Raw genomic sequence first — 20,289 nt, forward strand, 5'->3', positions numbered from 1 at the left:
GTTGTACAATTAAGAATGAGGTGATACATAATGAAACAAGCGCTACAAGATGTGCTCGAAAAGTATGGTGCCCTGCATCTAGAAAAACATATTTTAAAATCTCTTGAGCCAACAATTCAAATTCATCTACGTAAAGAATCTGATGAACAAATAGCAGTGGGAACATCAAAATTAGGAGGTTTTCCAGATTTACCTGATGAATTAAAGATTCCAACATACAACGACATACCGTTACACTTTATTGGACAACTGAATTTAGAGGATGTACAACCCTATCACAAAAGAAATCCACTACCTACAAGAGGCATGTTATATTTCTTTTATGACGCAGAAGAACAACCGTGGGGATTTGATCCAAGAGATACCGGAGGACACCGCGTTCTGTACACGGAAAATACAGAAAATCTAAAACGACGAGAACTTCAAACAGAAGTGTTCCCTCCCTCCATCATCTCCTTTCAAAAAGCGTGGACATTAGCAAAAGAAAAAGTCGGCGAAACAGGTTTATCACATGATGATGAATGGGATCTTTATAAAGAAATAGAAGAATTGTATATCGATGGATTGCATCATTTACTCGGCTCCGCACAAGCTATACAATCAGAAGAAATGGCGGAAGAGTGTCATCTTGTTACAAACAGAATCTATTTAGGAAATGGATACCCTTCAGATGAAGAAATAAAACTTTTGCCTGGCAGCCCTAAAGATTGGATGTTACTGTTACAACTTGATACCAATGATGAGTCGGAAATGGATTGGGGAGACACTGGTCTATTGTATTTCTGGATCAAAAAAGAAGATTTATTGAGAAGAAACTTTGAAAATACATGGTTGATTTTACAATGTTGCTAACCATACATTTTCAACATGTACCCCCTGTTCCTATACTGTACTTCGTATAAAGAGAAGAAAAATAGAAAAATGGCCAACTTTTTCTACAAAGTTGGCCTAGTTAATATCACTCAAATTCCACTATACGAAGAAACATGATAACTATTTTTGAACTCTTTTACCCTTAACTTTTGCATTACCATAGTCCTGTTTCGACTTCAATAAAATTTATTTTCATCTTAATTTCAGCTTTTTCAGCTCTTCTTCAGGAATTTCTCTATGTTTGTAATGAATCGCTTCTACATCATTTCCCCTTATACGGAAAGTAATTGTGTCTTCGCCATAAGGGGGATTATGTGCACCTTCAAACGTTTGAACTTGAACAGTTACATAAAAAATGTAGTTCTCTTCGTCCTTTTTTATTTCAATTACTTTTTCAAAACCTCGGTCCCAAAGTTTGGGTTCTTTATAATACTTGTTCACTTCTTTACTTATCGGCTCTAATAGGAGATTTATCATTACCTCTTTTAAAAATTCTTTCTTTACTGGTATTCTGTTAATTCTCTTTCTTTTAACATCTATAATCTTCCAAATACTGCCGTTCTTTTCGACTGTATAAAGTACATTTGTACCATCTTCTTTCCAAAAGTGAAAATACCCTTTACTCCCTTTAATATATAATCTTGGTTCATCAATCCACTCCCGCTCTGTTTGAACGATTCCTAAAAACAATTGAGTCAGTGGCGTTATCCTATAACCTAATTGATTGAAGTCACCAAACGAATACAGTTCATAGCTGGTTAAATCAATATCAAAATCATTTATTTTATCATCTTTCATATACTTGACTTCTTTTGCTTGAACCGAAGGAAAAGAAATTAAAGTCATTATACTTACGATTATGAACAGGCTAAATGTTTTTTTCATAAAATCACCTCATTTTATTATGTGAAAATTGAGATGATCTATAGATTTTTATTCAATTCATTTTGCTATGAATCCAATCTAACTGAATCAAGATACGAACTAACATATGCAAAGTTCGTATAGTCATATGAACACAGGTTAGTTAAGCCCTTACAATTGATTTCAAGAAAGAGGTATCCGTACGGCAAACAAAGAATTTTAATAAATAATTTAAATTGTTGATTAAAAGGATGACTCACAAAATGAAAAAAACTAAGAATCAATTCATACTAACCTCTATGTCAATTGCATCAAATTTAATAGTAATTATCTACATCATCATTACTTTTGTTAAAAGTTTTCATGATCATTCATTACCTCGTGAACAAATAGAATCTGCATTACCTTTCGTTTTACTCATACTCGTATCAATTATTTTATCTTTCAAAATTAATATTAAGCCAATAAAATATACGCTTGTTTTTTCTTCACTAACATTATTTTGCATACTAACTTTATATGGAGTCCTTATACCTTTCATATTTTTAGATGGTATAAACATCCCTTGAAACCCCCCTATGGAATCACCATTGCTGTTATTCGTATGACATGAAAGTAGATAGAAGAAGAGATCAACTTTTGAGAAAAAGTTGGCCCCTCCATTATAATTTCAGTTTTTCTATACGAAGTGGCTCGATAGTCGCTTATGAATTCCTTTAACCCTTAGTCTTCGTATCACATTTGTATTAGCACATGGAACAAAGTTCATTATGAATAAAATGAAAAAGACGGAAATATTAGAGAATAAAGTAATTCCATTTTTAAGTTTAGCGATTGTTTCAATGTTTGCATCACAAGGTAAATATTTATAACAAAACATGAACGTAGTTCTATTATTATATCTGTATTACTGTTCTTTCTTATTAACTTTATACTAGGACAATTTGTAGGACGTATCATGCACTTATCTTATCAAGATACAGTTAGTCTAAGCCTCACAACTTTAGCTAGGAATTCACCTGTTGCTCTTGCGATTGCTGTAACAGCATTCTCAAATAAACCTCTTATCACTTTAGCATTAGTAATTGGACCATTAATCGAACTTCCTGTACTTACAAGTATTTCTCAAGTATTATTAATAATCAGGAAGAAGAAACAAGTAGTAGTAACTACACCTCAGTAATATAAATAAAACAAGCACCTTCGTAGGTGCTTGTTTTATTGTTTTATTCAACTTAATACTACTTCTGTAATCCATTAATAATTGTATCTGTATTCCACTTCATCATTTTCAAGTAAGTGTCTCCATCTTCACCTGATTTACCAAGTGAATCTGTAAAAATTGTACCAGCAATCGGTACATTCGTTTCTTTTGAAACAGTTTCCATGCTACGTCTATCTACACTTGTTTCCACAAATAAAGCTGGAACTTTATTCGTTTGAATTAAATTTACAACATCTCGAATTTGATCTGGTGTCCCTTGGTTCTCCGAGTTAATTTCCCAAATGTATCCTGTCTTAATTCCATATGCTTTTCCAAAATATTTAAACGCACCTTCACTAGAGATTAGGAAACGTTTTTCTTCAGGAATTTGATGGATTCTGTTCACCGTTTCATCATGTAATTCTTGAAGTTCTGCTATATACTTTTTCGCATTTTCAGTATAGAATTCTTTGTTTTTAGGGTCTTCTTTAATTAATGCTTTCTTCACATTTTCAGCATATAGAATACCATTTTTTATATTCATCCATGCATGTGGGTCTGGTTCTTTTTCTAATCCCTTTGTTTCTAAATAAATAGGCTCTACACCTTTACTTACCTTATAAACAGGTGCATCTTCCCCTGATTTATTTGCAGTTTTTAATAGTTTTTTAAACCATGCTCCACCTTCTTCTAAGTTTAAACCATTGTAAAACACTATATCTGCATCTGTCATTTTCATAACATCTTTTGGCAGCGGATCATATTCATGGGGATTAGCGCCAATTGGAACAAGACTATGAATCTCAACTTTATCTCCACCAATTTGCTTCACCATATCATAAATAATGGAATATGTTGTTACAACTTTTAATTTCCCACTTTTTTCTTCTTTTCCATTTGTATTACTAGAACATGCTGTTAGTGCAAAAACAAAAATACAAAGTATCGAAAACAACACATTTTTTAATTTCATCTTTATCCTCCAATCAATTATGACAACTCTGCTCTATTTTTTCTAATTTTTATAGCTCTCCAAAATAAACCTTGTGACGGTGAGAAAAAGAATGCCAATCCGAACAAGAATGTTGCAACAAGAACAATTGTTGCACCTGAAGCAAGATTGTAAGAGAAGCTAAAGTATAGCCCTACTACAGATGAAAGTGCACCAATACCCGCTGCTAGATAGATCATGACCCACAAACGGTTTGTTAATAGATACGCTGTAGCCGCTGGTGTGATAAGCATAGCAACAACTAGAATAATCCCTACAGTTTGAAGTGAAGCAACTGTAACCATCGTAAGAAGAATCATTAAGCCATAATGAATTAATTTGTTCGGCAATCCATAACTTTGTGCCATTGTTGGATCAAATGTAGACACCAATAATTCTTTGTAAAATAGAAACACAAGACCAATAATTACAACTCCGATACTAAGTGTCATCCACATATCAGAAGAACGAACCGATAAGACATTCCCAAATAAAATATGGTACAAATCAGAACTACTCTTCATAAAGGTAATTAAGATAATCCCTACAGCAAATACAGAGGTAAACATAATCCCAATCGCCATATCATGTTTAATGCGACTGTTTTGACTTACAAATCCAATCCCAACTGCAGTGATAACACCTGTTAAAACCGCACCTATAAAATAGTTCATTCCAATCATATAAGAAAGCGCTACTCCTGGAAGAACGGCATGTGAAATGGCATCTCCCATTAATGCCATGCCTCGTAAAATTATAAAACATCCAATTACACCACAGATGATCCCTACCATAACGGAAGTTAATAACGCCTTTTGTAGAAAACCGTACTGCATTAATGCATCTATAAATTCTACAATCTTCATGATGAGTGTACCTCCGCTGACTTATTAAAGAATATCCCCTGATTCACATACGCTTTTGACATAACAGTTGGCTCCAATACTTGTTGTACTTCTCCATAATGGATTAAACATTTATTCAATAATAATAATTTATCAAAATAAGATTCAGCTTTACTTAGATCATGATGTACAACAATAATGGTTTTTCCTTCTTTTCGTAATTCTCTAAGAATTTTAATAATTGTCTCTTCACTTGTTACATCTATTCCAACAAATGGTTCATCTAAGAAGAAAATCTCTGCCTTTTGCGCTAAAGCTCTTGCTAAAAAGACACGCTGTTGTTGTCCTCCTGAAAGCTCACCAATTTGGCGATTTTTAAACTCTTCCATTCCGACTTTTTTTAGACATTCAAATGCCCAATCCCGATGTTCTTTCTTTGGTCTTTTCATCATACCTAAAGATGGATACGTTCCGATTAGCACGACATCTAAAACTGTAATAGGGAAATCCCAATCTATATCACTTCTTTGTGGTACATACGCAACACGCTTTCTAGCGCTTCGAATATCCTCTCCAAGAATCCGAACATATCCCTTATCATTTGGAATTAAATCTAATACAGCCTTCATCAGAGTAGATTTCCCTGCTCCGTTTGGACCAATAATTCCAACGAGTTTTCCTTTTTCAATATCAAAGGAAACGTTTTGGACCACTTGATTCCCTTGATATGATACAAACAAATCTTTGACAACTATAGCCTCAGCCATTTTTTATGCATTCCCCTTTCTTTTTTTCGTTCATATAAGTATTTTGCATAAAGGCAACTTTAAGGCAAAAAAATATAAGATAAATTATATTATACATTTGAACTTATGTTTCCTTAAGGAAACTTTTTTATATGAGTCAAATTATATAAGCCGAACACAAATTTGTAAACTGTTTTTTTATTAGTTTATGAATACCCTTACAAAATTCATCTAAAATATATTACTTTCACCTCAATACGCACAAGTTTTATTATAAGCATCACTATTCCAGATAACCCCCTTTAAAAAAGTAATTTAAAGTCACTGTACGACATAGTTAATACCCCTATCTAATAGTTATTCGTTTTATAACGGATTATACTTTCCCTAAAAATCTAATGATTATTTTTCGTACAAAATAATATAAAACATACAACAATCAGCACATAGGGAAGGAGCATTCATATGGCAAAAAGCGTTGAACCTTGAAAAGGACGTATTGGTGCAGGATAAGGTCATAGTCAATTGCAAGGTCCAAATAGGAAAATAAAAAAAGAGAACTGCCCATAAGTCGGTTTTAACGACTTATGAGACATCTCCCAATCATTACAATTCGAGTTCTCCCCTACGAAAAAGCCCAATATCCGCTTACAAACGCCCTTTAACCCCTAGCTTTTGTATTGCATTACTAATATGATTACAGACAAGCCCCCTAAGAAACTACAACTTGAATCAAAAGAAGGGTATCTCCCCCAAAACAGAGACATAGCCCTCACCATTTTATAAAAAACACTTTTATATTCTTTTAGTGAACGCTATCTATTCCCTTTCCGAGACCAAATCACAACAGGAATAAGTAACAAGGCTAAGGCTCCTCCAGCTAATGATAATGCTGCATAACTTGAATTCGCTACCACCATTCCTGACATCGCTCCACCTGAAGCTCCTGCTAGCGCAATAAAAACATCTACTTTTCCTTGTGTCTTGGCACGCGTTAAAGGTTCTGTTGCATCAACAATTTGAGCAGTACCACTTATTAATCCAAGATTCCATCCTAATCCAAGTAAAGAAAGAGCAATAATTAGAAGTATTAAAGAATCACTCGGCGCAATGGCAGCTACCACACCCGCACTAAGTAGTATAACTCCGGCAGCAACGCTCATTGCCATTCTACCAATCTTATCAACAAGGATTCCAGTAACAAGTGAAGGAAGGTACATCGCTCCTACGTGAAATCCAATAACAAGGCCCACTTCACTTAATCCATGACCGTGGTGTTCCATATGTACAGGAGTCATCGTCATAATTGCGACCATTACGATTTGTGTAAGTATCATAACAACCGCACCAACTATAACGCCTCTTTTATTTTCTATCGACGTCTTAGTCATCGAATTTCCTTTATTTGTTTGTTCCTGTTTATATGTTTCTATCATGTTCGCTACTATTAATGGATCTGGGCGAAGCATAATGAAAAGTATGAGCCCTGCTAGTAAAAATGCAGCTGCTGATAATAGGAACGGCCCCGCAAGTTTTGGAATACCAATGGAAAGAGCGAAATTCCCCATTACACCCACTAAATTAGGTCCCGCAACTGCACCAAATGTCGTCATAACCATTGTAATACTAATAGCTGTTGCCCTTTGCTTCTTATTCGCTAAGTCCGTACCAGCATAACGAGCTTGTAAATTTGTGGCCGTACCTGCACCATAAATAAGCAAAGAAGTAAGTAAGAGAATAATACTATTTGTTAAAGCTGCAAATACAACACCAATAGCACCAAGCCCCCCTACCATAAATCCTGTCGCAAGCCCAATTCGGCGCCCATAACGTTGAGACAGCCTTCCTACTATTAAAGCTGCTCCTGCAGATCCCATTGTAAACATCGCTGCTGGCAGTCCCGCGAATGCATCTGTTCCAAGCATTTGCTGCGCAAGCAGTGCACCTACTGTAATTCCTGCAGCTAACCCTGCACCACCGAACATTTGTGAAATACTTACGATTACTAATGTTCTTTTATATAGCTTTTGTTGTTCTTCAGCTGTATACATATGACTTCTTATTGAACCATCAGCTGTATCAAGCATTTTCTCACCTTCTTTTTGAAAAATTTTCCCCTTGTTAAATGTACTATGGTTAACAATTCATATTCAATAACATTTTCATCCGTTCTTTTCGTTCTAAAAGAGACCAACAAAAAAACTGTCTAAATACTTTGATTTAGGACAGTTTTTTCTTAGATATAAGCATCTTACTTTATAAAATTAGTTTCCCCCTTGAAAAATGGGTTTCGCAATTAATCTAGCAATAGGACGTATTTTAAATACAACATACTGTGTAAATAGAGCTATCAATACTCCATGTACAATTCCTGCAATTACATCAAGTGGATAATGTACGCCTACCCATACTCTCGAAAAAGCTACACCAAGCGCTAACAAAAACCAAGTATATTTAAAACGATATGCAGATAGCAATAGTGTAGCCGCAATGACAACAGCTGATGTTGCATGATCACTTGGAAAAGAAGAATTGGCAGCATGATCTACGAGTTGTGTGATGTTATGGGAAACAAAAGGTCGATCTCTATACAGAAATTGTTCAATAATCCTATTCATCGAATACGCCAAAGTAAATGCGACCATCGCTTGAAAAGCCATTACACGAAAATTAGGTTTATTCCTTATCCATAATAGAGCAAGCAATAACACGAAAGCATATTGTACATATTCTGCAAGTAGTATCATTACATTGTCAATTAGTGGATATTGCTGTACTTTATCATTTATAAAGTGGAACCATTCATAATCTAAATCTTTAAAATTCATTACATAATCTCCTTTAATTCTTTCGTTCACGTTACATGTTAATAAAATATACCTCTTGAAGTAATTTAGCAGCAGACTATATTTTCCGTTGCTTTCCAGCCAAAAAGCATAATCTATTCCATTTTAATAAGATTGCTCACGATGTACTATCTTATTTCGTGACATAAACATTACATTTTTGTAAGGTTCCTTTCCATTTTGACAGTTCAACTTATCTAAAGTGTTTATATGAAACACTTTAAGGTAAATATAAATAGTACATTCCAGAAAAACAGAATAGTATGTTAACATTAAAACACTAACAAACGAAGTATGTAGTTGGTATGGATATCTTTTGTTTCAATACTTCGCTAGTCTATATCTCTATAATAGTTTGTAAAAAATATGGTAGGTAACGAATCAACCACCATTATACTAAAACTCAAAATACGTTTGGAGTGTTTACAAATGGTATACAAAGATATTATAAAAAAAATTCATGATGCACCAACTGATTATGATTTTAGTACATTAACTGATTCCATTATTGAGGAAGAATCCATGCTTAACGGTGTACCCCAAGACTATATTTCCTTCTTAAAGGAAGTCGGCTATGGATTTGTTTCTAATTCCTATTTTATGTTTTTCGGAGGACTTATTGAAGCAGATGAAATATATGATGTAGATGACAATCCAGAACTGAAAAATGTTTTACTATTTGGTGATAACTATGCCGGCGATGCTATAGGCTTTCATAAAACAAACAACTGGAAAATTGTTGAGATTTGGCATGAGGACTTATCAATCGTACCAAGGGAGGAAAAGAATTTTAAAGAAGTTGCTCAAAACATATTTTGGAAAAAGCTTTGAGATAGTAACCATTTTATATAAAATAGAAAAAACATTCCACTAATGCATCTGTGGAATGTTTTTCTCTCATTAAACTTACTTTCTAACCTTTACTTATTAAAACTTTTCTTCTCCTACCAACCCAGAACTCCCCTTCATACAACACCAAGCTAACCAAACCACAAATCAAAATAATCGGTACACTCGCTTTATATAAACCTGTAAAGCGCATTGTCATCTTTTTCTCTGCATAGTGGCTAACATCATTTGAGAATGCAAGAATCTCTCCCTTACTTTCTCTTCTTTAATTTTTACTAATAACATACATCATGAATTTTATTAGACAAGCATACAAGAAAAACAAACCAAATTTAATACATTAATACTAAGAGATATACCAAATCAAAGAAGAAAGAAGGAAAAACTCTATGAAAAACGATAAAAAACATAAAAGTGATAAAAGCGATAACCACTATGATAAAAATGAATCAAACGAAAATATCTATTTCGAACTCGATAAAAACAATTTTTCAATTCATATTACCATATATAACATCTATAATCTCGCAGACCGAGGCAGTAATGCTGGTAACATTGAGCAAAGGGCAGAAGGCGGCGGACAAATTAATAAAGATGTTGGAACAAACGCAAATCAAGGTGGACAAAATGCTATAAATGGTAGTAAAAGCGCAAATAATAAATCACAGTTCGCAAATGGAAATGGGAGAAGCGGAGTTGCTGGAAAAGGAAACGACGAGCAAGGCGGACAGGAAGCAATAAAAATAAAAAAGAAAAAATGAAAAAAAACATCCACAAACGATGAAAGATGAATATATTGTAAAATAACGGGACAGCTATCAGGTTGTTCAAGAAAAAGCGTCCCCATTCTTTTTATATTTATAGCTAAAAGATGAACTTATATCTAAAAAACAAGAAGTAAATAGTTACATATAGTATATAAACTTAAAAAATGTAACATCACATTTCTATAACTACTAAACCAAATATTTATGTATAACTTTTTTACCTTTAGAACATGCTAACAAAATCAAAATAATCAGCTATAGCAAATTGGAGAATGGTACATGAAAAGAAAAATATTGTTGTTACTTTTTTTCATATGTTTTGCAGTTCCACTTCAAACAAGCGCCTTTACTTTTACAGAACTCCCTGTTACATCAAAATCTAAGCAGTGGCGTATTGAAGTTGATCAGGCTAAAGAGCCTCAAGCATTGCAATCAAAAGAAGATATGTATCATACACACAGCTTACTTGTAAAGAATATCGGTAAGGACGTAAGTAACGTATCAATTGAAATTCGTCACAATAACCCAAAATCAAAAGCTGCTTTCAAACCTTTCAATCAGTCTGATATGAGTGTGTCATATAGTCAAACTAGTTTTTCAAAAATGAAATTCCCATTATATAAAGATGCCAATTCATTTGAAGTTTTTATTAGCTGGGAAGACAGTCAATTTAGTTATAACGGTCATCCTGAAAAAGAAGCAAAGCAGTATTCACAAATATTTTTCTTTCACGAACAGTAAGCTCTGCCCTTTAGCAGAACTTACTGTTTTTTTGTAAATATACACTAATCAAACTGGCGAATACTCGGAACAAGCAGCGCGATTGCTACTACGACAATTGCCGCAATAGCTAAAATCGTAATTGTCACAGTACCACCAATTACACTTGCTAACCACCCAACGACTATATATCCTAGCGGTAATAATGCAAAAGACCCTAACATATCAAGACTTGCTACTCTTCCAAATGCCTCTTCTGGCACTAGCTCTTGTAAGCTCGTTTCCCAAATTAAACCGAAAATCATGATTCCAAACCCTTCAAGTGCCATTAATCCTATTAATCCCGGAGCCCATGAAACAAAAGGCATAATTAAAAGTGCTACCCCACTAATGAAGACACCTCCATAAGCAAGCAATCCTCGTCTATGCCATCTCTGTCTCCCGCCAAAAATAAGAGCTGCCACAACAGCCCCTGCTCCAGAACACGCCATTCCAAGTCCGTAGACAAATGGTTCAAAATGATGATGTATATTAAATAACCAAGGGATTAATACAACGATAATTCCAGCATGGCAAATATTAATAAATGAAAATGCTAAAATTGTAATCCATAGCCACGGGTGACTTTTTAAAACAACGATCCCTTCTATAAAATCTTTTTTGAAATTCATTTTTTGATTTGTCTGTTCCTGTACTTTTCTAGCTGTTACATCTTTTAAAAATAATAAACAAATAAAAGATAGCAAATAAGTCAATGCATCTAAACCAAATCCAATTCCGGCCGATGCAACCGAAACAATGAGACCACCAAGCGCTGGACCTATTAAACGAACGCCTTGATTACTCATTTGTGTTAATGCGTTAGCCGCATTACGAATTTCCGGTACAAAGACCCTTGCTCGCACTGCTGCATATGCAGGTTGAAATATCCCCTCCATTAGTCCATATATCGCTACTAGCATATATAAAATTGTGATTGTTAAAGTATTTGTAAACATAAGTACCGCAAGTGTGATCATCACTATGCACCGAACAATATCCGTAAATAACATTAACTTCACTCGATTTATACGATCAACGATTAGCCCAGAAAACGGTAAGACAAGAATATTCGGTAGCATATACATAGCCATCGTCGTTCCCATAACAACTGTGGATCCAGTTAATGTATATACAACTACCGGAAGGATTACCATCGTAATAGAACTTCCTAGAACGGAAAGAAGCTGTCCAATCCATAAAAAAGTAAAATGACGTGATTTTGTAACAGGCAACAATAAATTACTTACATAACTCCCCTTATTTTCTGTCTGTATCTCTCCTTGCATATGTATCCCCTTCCTTTAAATATCTTCCTTCTTTTTCCTTTTATTATAACATTTAATTTTCTTTTTTTTCACCCAATTAAGACTTTTAAACCTTAAAGTGTATAGGACAAAGATTTGGATAAACAAGTGTCCGTTACAAATACACATACATAACACAAGGCTTAGAAGATTCTCCAAGCCCTGTACAGAAACGTATTTTAATGTCATTTCTCTTCCATTCTCTCAATCTCATAATCGATTTCTAAAAACCTCACACCAAATATCCACATTTGATGATTTGCTGTCAAAGTCCTATCATTTTTTTCTTTTATCGTAAATGTCTCAGCTAACGGTAATCGAAATGTAAAGAAACGAGTATGTAAGTAAACCCCTTCGTCTCCTTTTGTGCTTTTTCTTAACCTGCTAGTAATGATAAGGTCCTTATTATCATTACGTAATTTTAAAATGCCTGTCATATTCGAATATGGTAATGGCAATGCGATATTCATATAGGTTTCTCCGCTATATGTATGCTGCGAGTAAAGGGCTACAAAGATTGTTTTATCCTGTTCATTTTTTCTGATCCATGCTCTCACATCTTCTCTACCATCGCATTCATCATTTATCGCAATGATATCCCCATGCATAGCTTCCCATCTATGCCCCATCCCTAAATGAATTTGTTGCATATGCCTACTCATTTTTTCATAGAGAAAGGCAAAGGGACGAAACCAGCGAGACCACTTAATATTCGCTTTTAATTGATAATTTTTCGTATGCTCATAGAAATCTATGATAAGCGGAGATACTTTCCTTTCATCAAACTGCATACTATGAAAATCACTCATTTGATTTACAAGACCTGTATATATCTTCTCTTTTACACCATTCGTTCCTTCCACTTTCATTTTTCCTTTCATACGACTCATCGGTTTTCCGTAGTGAATATAAGCTGGCACATTCTTTTCAATCATCCAGCAGGCAAAAGCAGGTAATGCGACACCAATCCCATTCACAACACCATGAATCCAAACCATTTGTGCAATGGTGATCGTCATAACTTGTTTCAAGTTTCCATATGAGTATACGAGCGAAAACAAAATCGTTATCATAAGTGTACTTGATGAAATGATAAGAAGAATTTTTGCACTTATAGAAGTGAATTTTGTTTTCCATACATAAATACCATAAGCATAAAGTGAAATGAGATAAACTAATACCGCAAAGAACTCGAATGTCCTCGAATAAGTAATACCAATTGCTACTGTCATCGGAGAAATCATAATAATACATGTAACAATCTCAAATAATTTACTTTTCTTTTGTTGCTTTCTCCCAAGTAAGCCTACAGATAAAGGCAGTAAAAAGGCTGAATAGTGAAAGTGAGCTGCTGTAAGTAAAACAATATCAGAACTAAACTGCATAATTGATATATTTGCTACAGAAGCATAGAACCAAAAACCACCTAAAAACAAATAAATAAATCCACTATCAATTGCAGTCTCTTCTAACGGCTTCCATCCTCTTTCTAACAGTCTACTTACACCGAATAACGCAATAATGCCTGTATATATGTACCAAATAATTGCAAATAAAAAATATTCTGTTACGAAGGCAAGCATCGCACTGATTGCAGCAACCGGATAAAGTAACGATACCGTTTTATAAAATAAAACCTGTGATCCATCTCTTTTCTCCTTATCAACAATGCACAATGACATTGGTATGAACAGAAGAATAGATAGTAATATAATCGATTCAACAGGATTTAGTACGGACCATTCTAATATAAGAAAAATCATATAACAAATAAGTCCAACAACTATATTTTTCATCTATTTTAATCCCTTTCTATAAACGTTCCCTTATAAAAGAAAAGCGGCCCAAACAATGGATTTCGTACTTGAACATGAATTTTGTAACGATTTAACACATCATCATAGCTCTCTGTAATTTTCGCCTCTCCATATAAAAATTTTGGTAGTGGTATTTTCTTCCCAAATATGTAAAACCATTGTTTTTTTGATGAGATATGCATTGCTCCTTCTTTATCCACATAAAATGCAAGTGTTGATACAAGCAAATGCGGTTCACCAAAGTAATCAATAATTTCATTCTGCTTCGTATCCAAGTACATAACAGCATTGAAGTAACGTTTTTTGTTGCCAAACAGAAACATCCTATTCCACCTTACAAAGATAGTTCCTTTCGCATCCTTTTCAGCAGTATTATGTATCGTAAACGGTACCTCTTTTCCTCTTTCTGAAAAAAACATGCGAAATTTCGATGCCACTCTTAAAAGTATTTTGACAAAGAACGATCCTTCATCAATTTCATCCATTTTCCCTTCACCTATAAAAGGATTGTTTTCCGTAATTGCATAACGTTTTTGTAATTTTGGATGTAGCTGCTGATAAGATTCTCCTAATAATCGTTCATAGATGTTAGTCACGCATTTACCCCTTTCTTTTTCTCTTACAATTTTTCGCTCTTGGTAAATCATCACTGTTCATATAACCAATAACTGATAATCCAATTAATATAAGATTTAAGGTAATGGGGTTAAATGGTTGGATAAAACTCAAAATATTTGTGAATCCTGCTGCAACGGTCAAGCCTATTAGAATAAAAATATGAAATAAAAACAATCTCCTTTTTTTGAACGGCAACAACCATATGATCCCGAATACTATTTCTAAAAAACCAATTATTTTAAGAGCAAGAATGCTATTTTCGTTTGAACTAATAAGTATAGAAAGCATCCGTATCTCTTCTGGATGAGCAAATAATACTTTTGGTACAAGCCCTTGATACATCCATACAAATGCTAGTAAGAAACACGTAAGCCAATGCGTAATCGTTCTTCTTATTAATAAGCGAGGATGTAGTTCCTTTTCTAACCATAACTTTAAAGCATCAAAGCTCCATGCTGTTGCCCATCCTAATAGCGGCCGAAATACATATGAATCTATAATTCTCCCGACAACGCCGAACTTCGTCTCATAATCATACTGCGTTTCAAAGCAAATCTTTTTTCCATTCGGTGTATATTTCCAATAGCCCCTTCCTATTTTTATCAATGAAAGTTTACTGTCTGTCCAAAATTTTAACGAAGATATTCTTTCCCCTGTTTCCTTTTGTAATTCCCCTACCGATTCTCCTTCACCAGCTATTTCGAGTCCAAAACCAATTTTCGTTTTGTATAAAAAACGTTGCGGTTCATCCTCTTTTCTCTCTAGATATGATATTTCAGTAAACCTTGCATCCCACTCTGTATGTAACGTTGGATCTTGCGTATACCTCCATAGTTCCTCCATTGATGTTTCCATTTCTGTTTGAACATAAAGCGGTTTCTGCCTCTTCATCCTCTCTCCCTCCACTCCCTCTATATCACTAATGTATACGTAAAATTCGATTCCATCTATATTTTTCAAACAATTCTTTCATTTTATAAAAAGACTTAATTTTCAAAATATTAATAAAGCACTTGATTTCCTAAAATATTTTAATTATTATAAAACAAATGTTACCAAATAACTTCATAAACCAAACACTCTCGCCCAAAACGTGAGATAGAGGTTGCAACGCTTATAAGTATTCTAAAGGAGACACAGAGATGTCGATGAGTTTAGAAGAAAGGAATCGTTGCCGAAATTGATAAATTTCTCTGCATTTATCAATTGGGGCTGTTTTCGAATAGAAACAGAACTGTCATATGTACAGACGTGTATGTATGAAGAGCTATCTACAAAAAAGAGATATCATGTTTTATTATGATATTCCTTTTTTGGCGGTTTTTTTATTAGCTCCTTTTTCTGTTTCCCTTTTCCTGTAACAGCACCATCCTCACCTATTTGAGATGGTGTTTTTTGTTTTTCTTTCCGGTAACTACAGGAATATTTAGGGACTTATACATCTCTCTTATATGTTTTTTACACCTTTCCTGATTGATTAATAAAAATGGACGAAAGAAGGAATTTGCAATGGAAACGATTGTTCAAAAATTCGGTGGTACTTCTGTTGGAAGTATCCAGCGCATTCAACATGTAGCAAATTTAATTATTGAAGAATATGAACGAGGAAACGGCGTTGTTACAGTTGTTTCTGCAATGGGCAAAAGCACAGATGAGCTTGTTGCACTTGCTACGGCTATTACCGAAAATCCAAGTAAACGCGAAATGGATATGCTTTTAACAACTGGCGAACAAGTTACAATCTCTTTATTAACAATGGCACTACAAACAAAAGGATATCAAGCTATTTCACTAACGGGCTGGCAAGCTGGTATCACAACTGAATCTGTACACGGAAGTGCAAGAATCACTGATATCAATACAGAACGGATTCAGTCCTATTTACAAGAAGGTACGATTGTAATTGTCGCTGGCTTCCAAGGATTCAGTGAAGAAAACGAAATTACAACACTCGGCCGCGGTGGTTCTGATACAACTGCTGTTGCCTTAGCGGCTGCGCTTAAAGCGAAAAAATGTGATATTTATACAGACGTCACAGGCGTTTACACAACTGATCCACGCGTTGTAAAAGACGCATATAAATTAGATGAAATTTCTTATGATGAAATGTTAGAACTCGCAAACCTTGGAGCTGGTGTACTGCACCCACGCGCTGTTGAATTTGCTAAAAATCATAACGTCGTTTTAGAAGTTCGTTCCAGTATGGAACGAGAAAATGGAACAATTGTAAGGGGAGAATGTAACATGGAACAACAATCGATCGTAAAAGGTATTGCATTTGAAGATAATATTACACGTGTAACAATGAAAGGATTAGAACAAGGATCGCTTTCAACTGTTTTCTCTACATTAGCTAACGCTCATATTAATGTTGATATCATTATTCAAAGCATTACAAATGAAGGTACTGTACACCTATCCTTCTCTATTCATTCGAGTGATTTAAGAGAAACATTAGAAGTATTAGAACAAAATCAAGAAACGCTTCATTATAAATCGGTAGAATATGAAAATCACCTAGCTAAAGTATCTATTGTAGGATCTGGCATGGTATCTAATCCAGGTGTTGCGGCTAGCATGTTCTCTACACTAAAAGAAGAAAATATTCATATTAAAATGGTAAGTACTTCTGAAATTAAAGTATCTGTTGTAATTGATCGTCTACACTTAGTCGATGGTGTAGAGGCGCTCCATCAAGCATTTATGGCTAAAATTGAACCATTAGTACAAATGCACTAATTCTATATTCGTTTTCAAAAACAACAACGATAAATAGTCTCGTTGTTGTTTATTTTATTATTACCATTTCCTCTTCAAAGAAAACATATTATTCTACACGAAAATTCCATATTTTCAAACACTTCAATTATGATAAACTATTTAAGAAGAAAACAATCCTATATATTTTATAGATAAAACATAAAAATATAATATCAGAAAGTAGGTTACATAATGAGGACAGAAAACATTCTTTTAGTAGATGATGAAAAAGGAATATTGGACATGCTTTCAATTACACTGAAAAAGGAAAACTTCACCCATATTACAACAGCTGAAACTGGAAATGAAGCTTTAGATTTAATTAAATCTCGCGTATTCAATATTATTATACTAGACGTCATGCTTCCTGATATAGATGGCTTTGAGTTGTGTAGGCAAATACGTAATTATACGACCACCCCCATTCTATTCATTACAGCACGTTCCAGTGATTTAGATAAATTGACAGGCCTCGGAATCGGAGGAGATGATTACATTACAAAACCTTTCAATCCTCTAGAAGTTGTCGCAAGAATCAACGTACAACTTCGCAGACAAAATATGTTTCAAATCGAAAACAAAGAAGAAAGATCTGAATTACATTTTCACTCATTTTCAATCTACCCAGATGAAGGTCTTATTACCGTCAATGAAGAACCTGTTCATTGTACAGCAAAGGAATTAGAATTACTGACGTTTTTGTGTACACATCCAAACCGGATTTTTACTGCCGAACAATTATATGAATATGTATGGGGAACCTCTTCTATCGGAGATGATAAAACAGTCGTAATGCACATTTCTAAATTACGAAAAAAAATAGAAGAAGACCCAAAGCACCCAAAATTCATTCTTAATTTAAGAGGGATTGGTTACAAATTTATACCACCAAATAAGGAGCAAATAAAATGAAAATCAACATACGTCTAAGCCTTCATTTCATCCTTAGCTTGTTTATTTGCCTCATATTTATGGGCATTACTTTAATGATAACATTTGAACTCATCTTCCCCCTCGTTGGAATGACGGAAAAAAATAATGCATATGATGTAATTGTAATACTTATATTCATATGTACTCTTATTTTAGGTAGTATTGTGTATGGATGGTATATTGGAAAACCATTATTTATTATCATTTCTTGGATTTCCACCTTAGCAAAAGGACATTATGATGAAAAACCCACAAAAACGCATCATATTTATAACAAAAAATCTAACACATTAAAGGGACCTTACCGTTTGTATAAAGATGTTATTTTAAATATTGAATATTTGGCAAGCAAATTAAGAGAAATTGAAATCGAAAGAAATCGCTTGGACAATATGAAACAAGAATGGATAGCTGGAATCTCACATGACTTAAAAACACCGCTTACTTACATCACTGGATATTCCACACTTATGCTATCCCGTGAACATCAGTGGAGTGAAGAGGAAAAACAAAAATTCCTACAAGAAATTAAGGAAAAAGGAGCACATATGGAAGAATTAATTGCAGACTTAAATCTGTCTTTTCGTCTTAACGACTCTCAAATACCGCTCGTCGAAGAACAAACAAATATTGTTGAATTTACAAGAAGAATCGTGGCAGATATTACAAACAATCCCTGTTCTTCACAGTATCATTTTCATTTCCACACCGATGTAACAAATATAGTAATTCCTATTGATACAAAATTATTATACCGATCCTTACAAAACTTACTTATGAACTGTGTTTTACATAACCCTATTGGAACACATATTAAAACATCTATTTATTTAGACGAGAATGTACAGATTATAATCGAAGACAATGGTATTGGTATGGATGAAGTGACTGTTCGAAACATATTTAAGCAATACTATCGAGGAACGACGACACATGTTTCTAGTGAAGGAACTGGTTTAGGAATGACCATTGCCCACAAAATCATTAGTGCACACGGTGGCTCGATTCAGGTAGAAAGTAAAGTGAACCTAGGAACTTCTCTTTATATTACACTTCCAATTACATAATCTATACTTGTCATAGTACTAAAAAAGCCCCTTGATTTTGAATTGAATCTGAACTTGATACTTAGACATCCCGCTTCTTCTGGGGAATTTACTCTTTTCTTCAAATGAAAAACACCTCCGTTTAATCCGCATTTTTAGCACGCGAATTAAGGAGGTGTTTTTCATTGCTCATTATCACAGCCCACTTCAAGTCTCTAACGATATTTTTCTATACCTTTATTCTCCACTCTTTAAGTTAATCGTTCCTGTTGATGATTCTACTATTAATTTTGCACCATCCGATTTTTCAGATCCAATGTTCCCTTTTACTTTATTATCATTCCCTTTTTCACCAGAAGAAAGAGGATACTCGTTTTTAATTTTACCTGCCCGTGTTGAGAAATCAACCGCTAGACCTTTCGGTTCCTTTGTAAAACTAATGTCCACACTTCCTGATTCTGTTTTGATTTTACCTTCATTTTTTAAATCTTTCACCATAGATACATTAACGTCTCCAGTATTATTTTGAATATCAAAATCACTTTCAATCCCTTTAAAGGTAATTACTCCTGATTTAGAAGTACTTGTAATATTTTCACCTTTATAATTCTCAAGTGTAGTATCACCTGAATCGTTAGATAACTTCAGTTGTTTAGCACTTATATCTTCTGCCGTAACCTTTCCTGATACTGTTGTTGCTTCTATTTTATCATATGTTTTTTTAGGAACATATATATGCATTGTTGCTGTTTTGAAATTAATCCCTGCTGAAGATTCTCCTGCATCGATCTCTAATTTGTTTCCCTCTTCTTTAATTTTTGGATTCTTTATTTTCCCCGAATCCACTTTAATTTCACTTTCATTCGTAGAATGGAATTCTATATTTTGTCCGTCAGTTTTCACATAAACTTCACTAATATTTTGAGATCCAACCTTTTTACTTGCTCCTACATCTGCACCACTTTCTGCCGAATCACACGCTACCAATCCTGCAGCTAGCATACCAGTTAATGAAATTAAACATAATTTACTCTTTATATTTTTCATATAATCGCTCCTTAATA

At 34.1% G+C, this 20,289-nt stretch carries 19 protein-coding genes, 1 pseudogene and 1 riboswitch; of the genes and pseudogenes, 8 read left to right on the top strand and 12 right to left on the bottom strand.

Annotation, left to right across the window (positions count from 1 at the left end):
- Positions 1-30 precede the first annotated feature (30 nt).
- Complete coding sequence (locus tag AAIE21_RS06165) at positions 31-852, top strand: YwqG family protein (protein WP_343265953.1); 822 nt, start codon at positions 31-33, stop codon at positions 850-852.
- 213 nt (positions 853-1,065) lie between these two features.
- Here the strand turns inward: AAIE21_RS06165 and AAIE21_RS06170 are convergent, their stop codons facing one another.
- A complete protein-coding gene (locus AAIE21_RS06170; protein ID WP_343265954.1) occupies positions 1,066-1,758 on the bottom strand; it encodes a DUF3888 domain-containing protein in 693 nt (230 codons plus the stop codon).
- 346 nt (positions 1,759-2,104) lie between these two features.
- Positions 2,105-2,299: a hypothetical protein gene (locus AAIE21_RS06175; protein WP_343265955.1), complete on the bottom strand. Its 195-nt coding sequence runs from the start codon at positions 2,297-2,299 to the stop codon at positions 2,105-2,107.
- A 178-nt stretch (positions 2,300-2,477) separates the two neighbouring features.
- Here AAIE21_RS06175 and AAIE21_RS06180 point away from each other — a divergent pair.
- Positions 2,478-2,920: pseudogene (locus tag AAIE21_RS06180) on the top strand (arsenic resistance protein); the annotation flags it as partial.
- 58 nt (positions 2,921-2,978) lie between these two features.
- On the opposite strand, the gene AAIE21_RS06185 reads toward AAIE21_RS06180, so the two are convergent.
- The 5 genes from AAIE21_RS06185 to AAIE21_RS06205 form a co-directional block, all read right to left on the bottom strand.
- Positions 2,979-3,914: a metal ABC transporter substrate-binding protein gene (locus AAIE21_RS06185; protein ID WP_343265956.1), complete on the bottom strand. Its 936-nt coding sequence runs from the start codon at positions 3,912-3,914 to the stop codon at positions 2,979-2,981.
- A 17-nt stretch (positions 3,915-3,931) separates the two neighbouring features.
- Positions 3,932-4,798 carry a metal ABC transporter permease gene (locus tag AAIE21_RS06190; RefSeq protein ID WP_343265957.1) on the bottom strand — a complete coding sequence of 289 codons (867 nt, stop codon included), beginning with the start codon at positions 4,796-4,798 and terminating at the stop codon, positions 3,932-3,934.
- The gene (locus AAIE21_RS06195; RefSeq protein WP_343265958.1) at positions 4,795-5,544 is read right to left on the bottom strand and encodes a metal ABC transporter ATP-binding protein; all 750 of its coding nucleotides are present in this window, start codon (positions 5,542-5,544) and stop codon (positions 4,795-4,797) included. Before AAIE21_RS06195 ends, AAIE21_RS06190 begins: the two co-directional genes overlap by 4 nt.
- A 794-nt stretch (positions 5,545-6,338) precedes the next feature.
- Positions 6,339-7,610, bottom strand: a complete 1,272-nt coding sequence (locus AAIE21_RS06200) for an MFS transporter (RefSeq protein WP_343265959.1) — start codon at positions 7,608-7,610, stop codon at positions 6,339-6,341.
- A 177-nt stretch (positions 7,611-7,787) separates the two neighbouring features.
- Complete coding sequence (locus AAIE21_RS06205) at positions 7,788-8,351, bottom strand: undecaprenyl-diphosphatase (RefSeq protein WP_343265960.1); 564 nt, start codon at positions 8,349-8,351, stop codon at positions 7,788-7,790.
- A 447-nt stretch (positions 8,352-8,798) separates the two neighbouring features.
- Here AAIE21_RS06205 and AAIE21_RS06210 point away from each other — a divergent pair, with 447 nt between their 5' ends.
- The 3 genes from AAIE21_RS06210 (at position 8,799) to AAIE21_RS06225 (ending at position 10,726) form a co-directional block, all read left to right on the top strand.
- Positions 8,799-9,200, top strand: a complete 402-nt coding sequence (locus tag AAIE21_RS06210) for an SMI1/KNR4 family protein (protein WP_343265961.1) — start codon at positions 8,799-8,801, stop codon at positions 9,198-9,200.
- 407 nt (positions 9,201-9,607) lie between these two features.
- Positions 9,608-9,979: a hypothetical protein gene (locus AAIE21_RS06220; protein WP_343265962.1), complete on the top strand. Its 372-nt coding sequence runs from the start codon at positions 9,608-9,610 to the stop codon at positions 9,977-9,979.
- A 285-nt stretch (positions 9,980-10,264) separates the two neighbouring features.
- On the top strand, positions 10,265-10,726 hold the full coding sequence (locus tag AAIE21_RS06225; protein ID WP_343265963.1) for a hypothetical protein: 462 nt from the start codon (positions 10,265-10,267) through the stop codon (positions 10,724-10,726).
- Between the two features lie 44 nt (positions 10,727-10,770).
- Here AAIE21_RS06225 and AAIE21_RS06230 read toward each other — a convergent pair whose 3' ends face one another.
- The 4 genes from AAIE21_RS06230 to AAIE21_RS06245 all read right to left on the bottom strand — a co-directional run bounded on the left by AAIE21_RS06230 (position 10,771) and on the right by AAIE21_RS06245 (position 15,377).
- Positions 10,771-12,033 (bottom strand): MFS transporter, encoded by a 1,263-nt coding sequence (locus AAIE21_RS06230; protein WP_343265964.1) that lies wholly within the window; start codon positions 12,031-12,033, stop codon positions 10,771-10,773.
- A gap of 203 nt (positions 12,034-12,236) precedes the next feature.
- Complete coding sequence (locus AAIE21_RS06235) at positions 12,237-13,847, bottom strand: YndJ family protein (RefSeq protein ID WP_343265965.1); 1,611 nt, start codon at positions 13,845-13,847, stop codon at positions 12,237-12,239.
- 5 nt (positions 13,848-13,852) lie between these two features.
- Positions 13,853-14,464 carry a DUF4166 domain-containing protein gene (locus AAIE21_RS06240; protein ID WP_343265966.1) on the bottom strand — a complete coding sequence of 204 codons (612 nt, stop codon included), beginning with the start codon at positions 14,462-14,464 and terminating at the stop codon, positions 13,853-13,855.
- 4 nt (positions 14,465-14,468) lie between these two features.
- Entirely contained in the window at positions 14,469-15,377 is a 909-nt protein-coding gene (locus tag AAIE21_RS06245; protein ID WP_343265967.1) for a DoxX-like family protein, read from the bottom strand.
- A 200-nt stretch (positions 15,378-15,577) separates the two neighbouring features.
- A riboswitch (Lysine riboswitch) is annotated at positions 15,578-15,764 on the top strand.
- 231 nt (positions 15,765-15,995) lie between these two features.
- Here AAIE21_RS06245 and AAIE21_RS06250 point away from each other — a divergent pair.
- From AAIE21_RS06250 to AAIE21_RS06260, 3 genes are all read left to right on the top strand, one after another.
- Positions 15,996-17,225 carry an aspartate kinase gene (locus AAIE21_RS06250; RefSeq protein WP_343265968.1) on the top strand — a complete coding sequence of 410 codons (1,230 nt, stop codon included), beginning with the start codon at positions 15,996-15,998 and terminating at the stop codon, positions 17,223-17,225.
- 213 nt (positions 17,226-17,438) lie between these two features.
- A complete protein-coding gene (locus tag AAIE21_RS06255; protein WP_343265969.1) occupies positions 17,439-18,158 on the top strand; it encodes a response regulator transcription factor in 720 nt (239 codons plus the stop codon).
- Positions 18,155-19,246: a sensor histidine kinase gene (locus AAIE21_RS06260; RefSeq protein WP_343265970.1), complete on the top strand. Its 1,092-nt coding sequence runs from the start codon at positions 18,155-18,157 to the stop codon at positions 19,244-19,246. Before AAIE21_RS06255 ends, AAIE21_RS06260 begins: the two co-directional genes overlap by 4 nt.
- Positions 19,247-19,462: 216 nt before the next feature.
- Here AAIE21_RS06260 and AAIE21_RS06265 read toward each other — a convergent pair whose 3' ends face one another.
- On the bottom strand, positions 19,463-20,272 hold the full coding sequence (locus AAIE21_RS06265; protein WP_343265971.1) for a DUF4097 family beta strand repeat-containing protein: 810 nt from the start codon (positions 20,270-20,272) through the stop codon (positions 19,463-19,465).
- Between the last annotated feature and the right edge of the window lie 17 nt (positions 20,273-20,289).

Origin of the sequence: Paenibacillus sp. 102, from assembly GCF_039549175.1 — a bacterium.
Lineage (GTDB): Bacteria > Bacillota > Bacilli > Bacillales > Bacillaceae_G > Bacillus_A.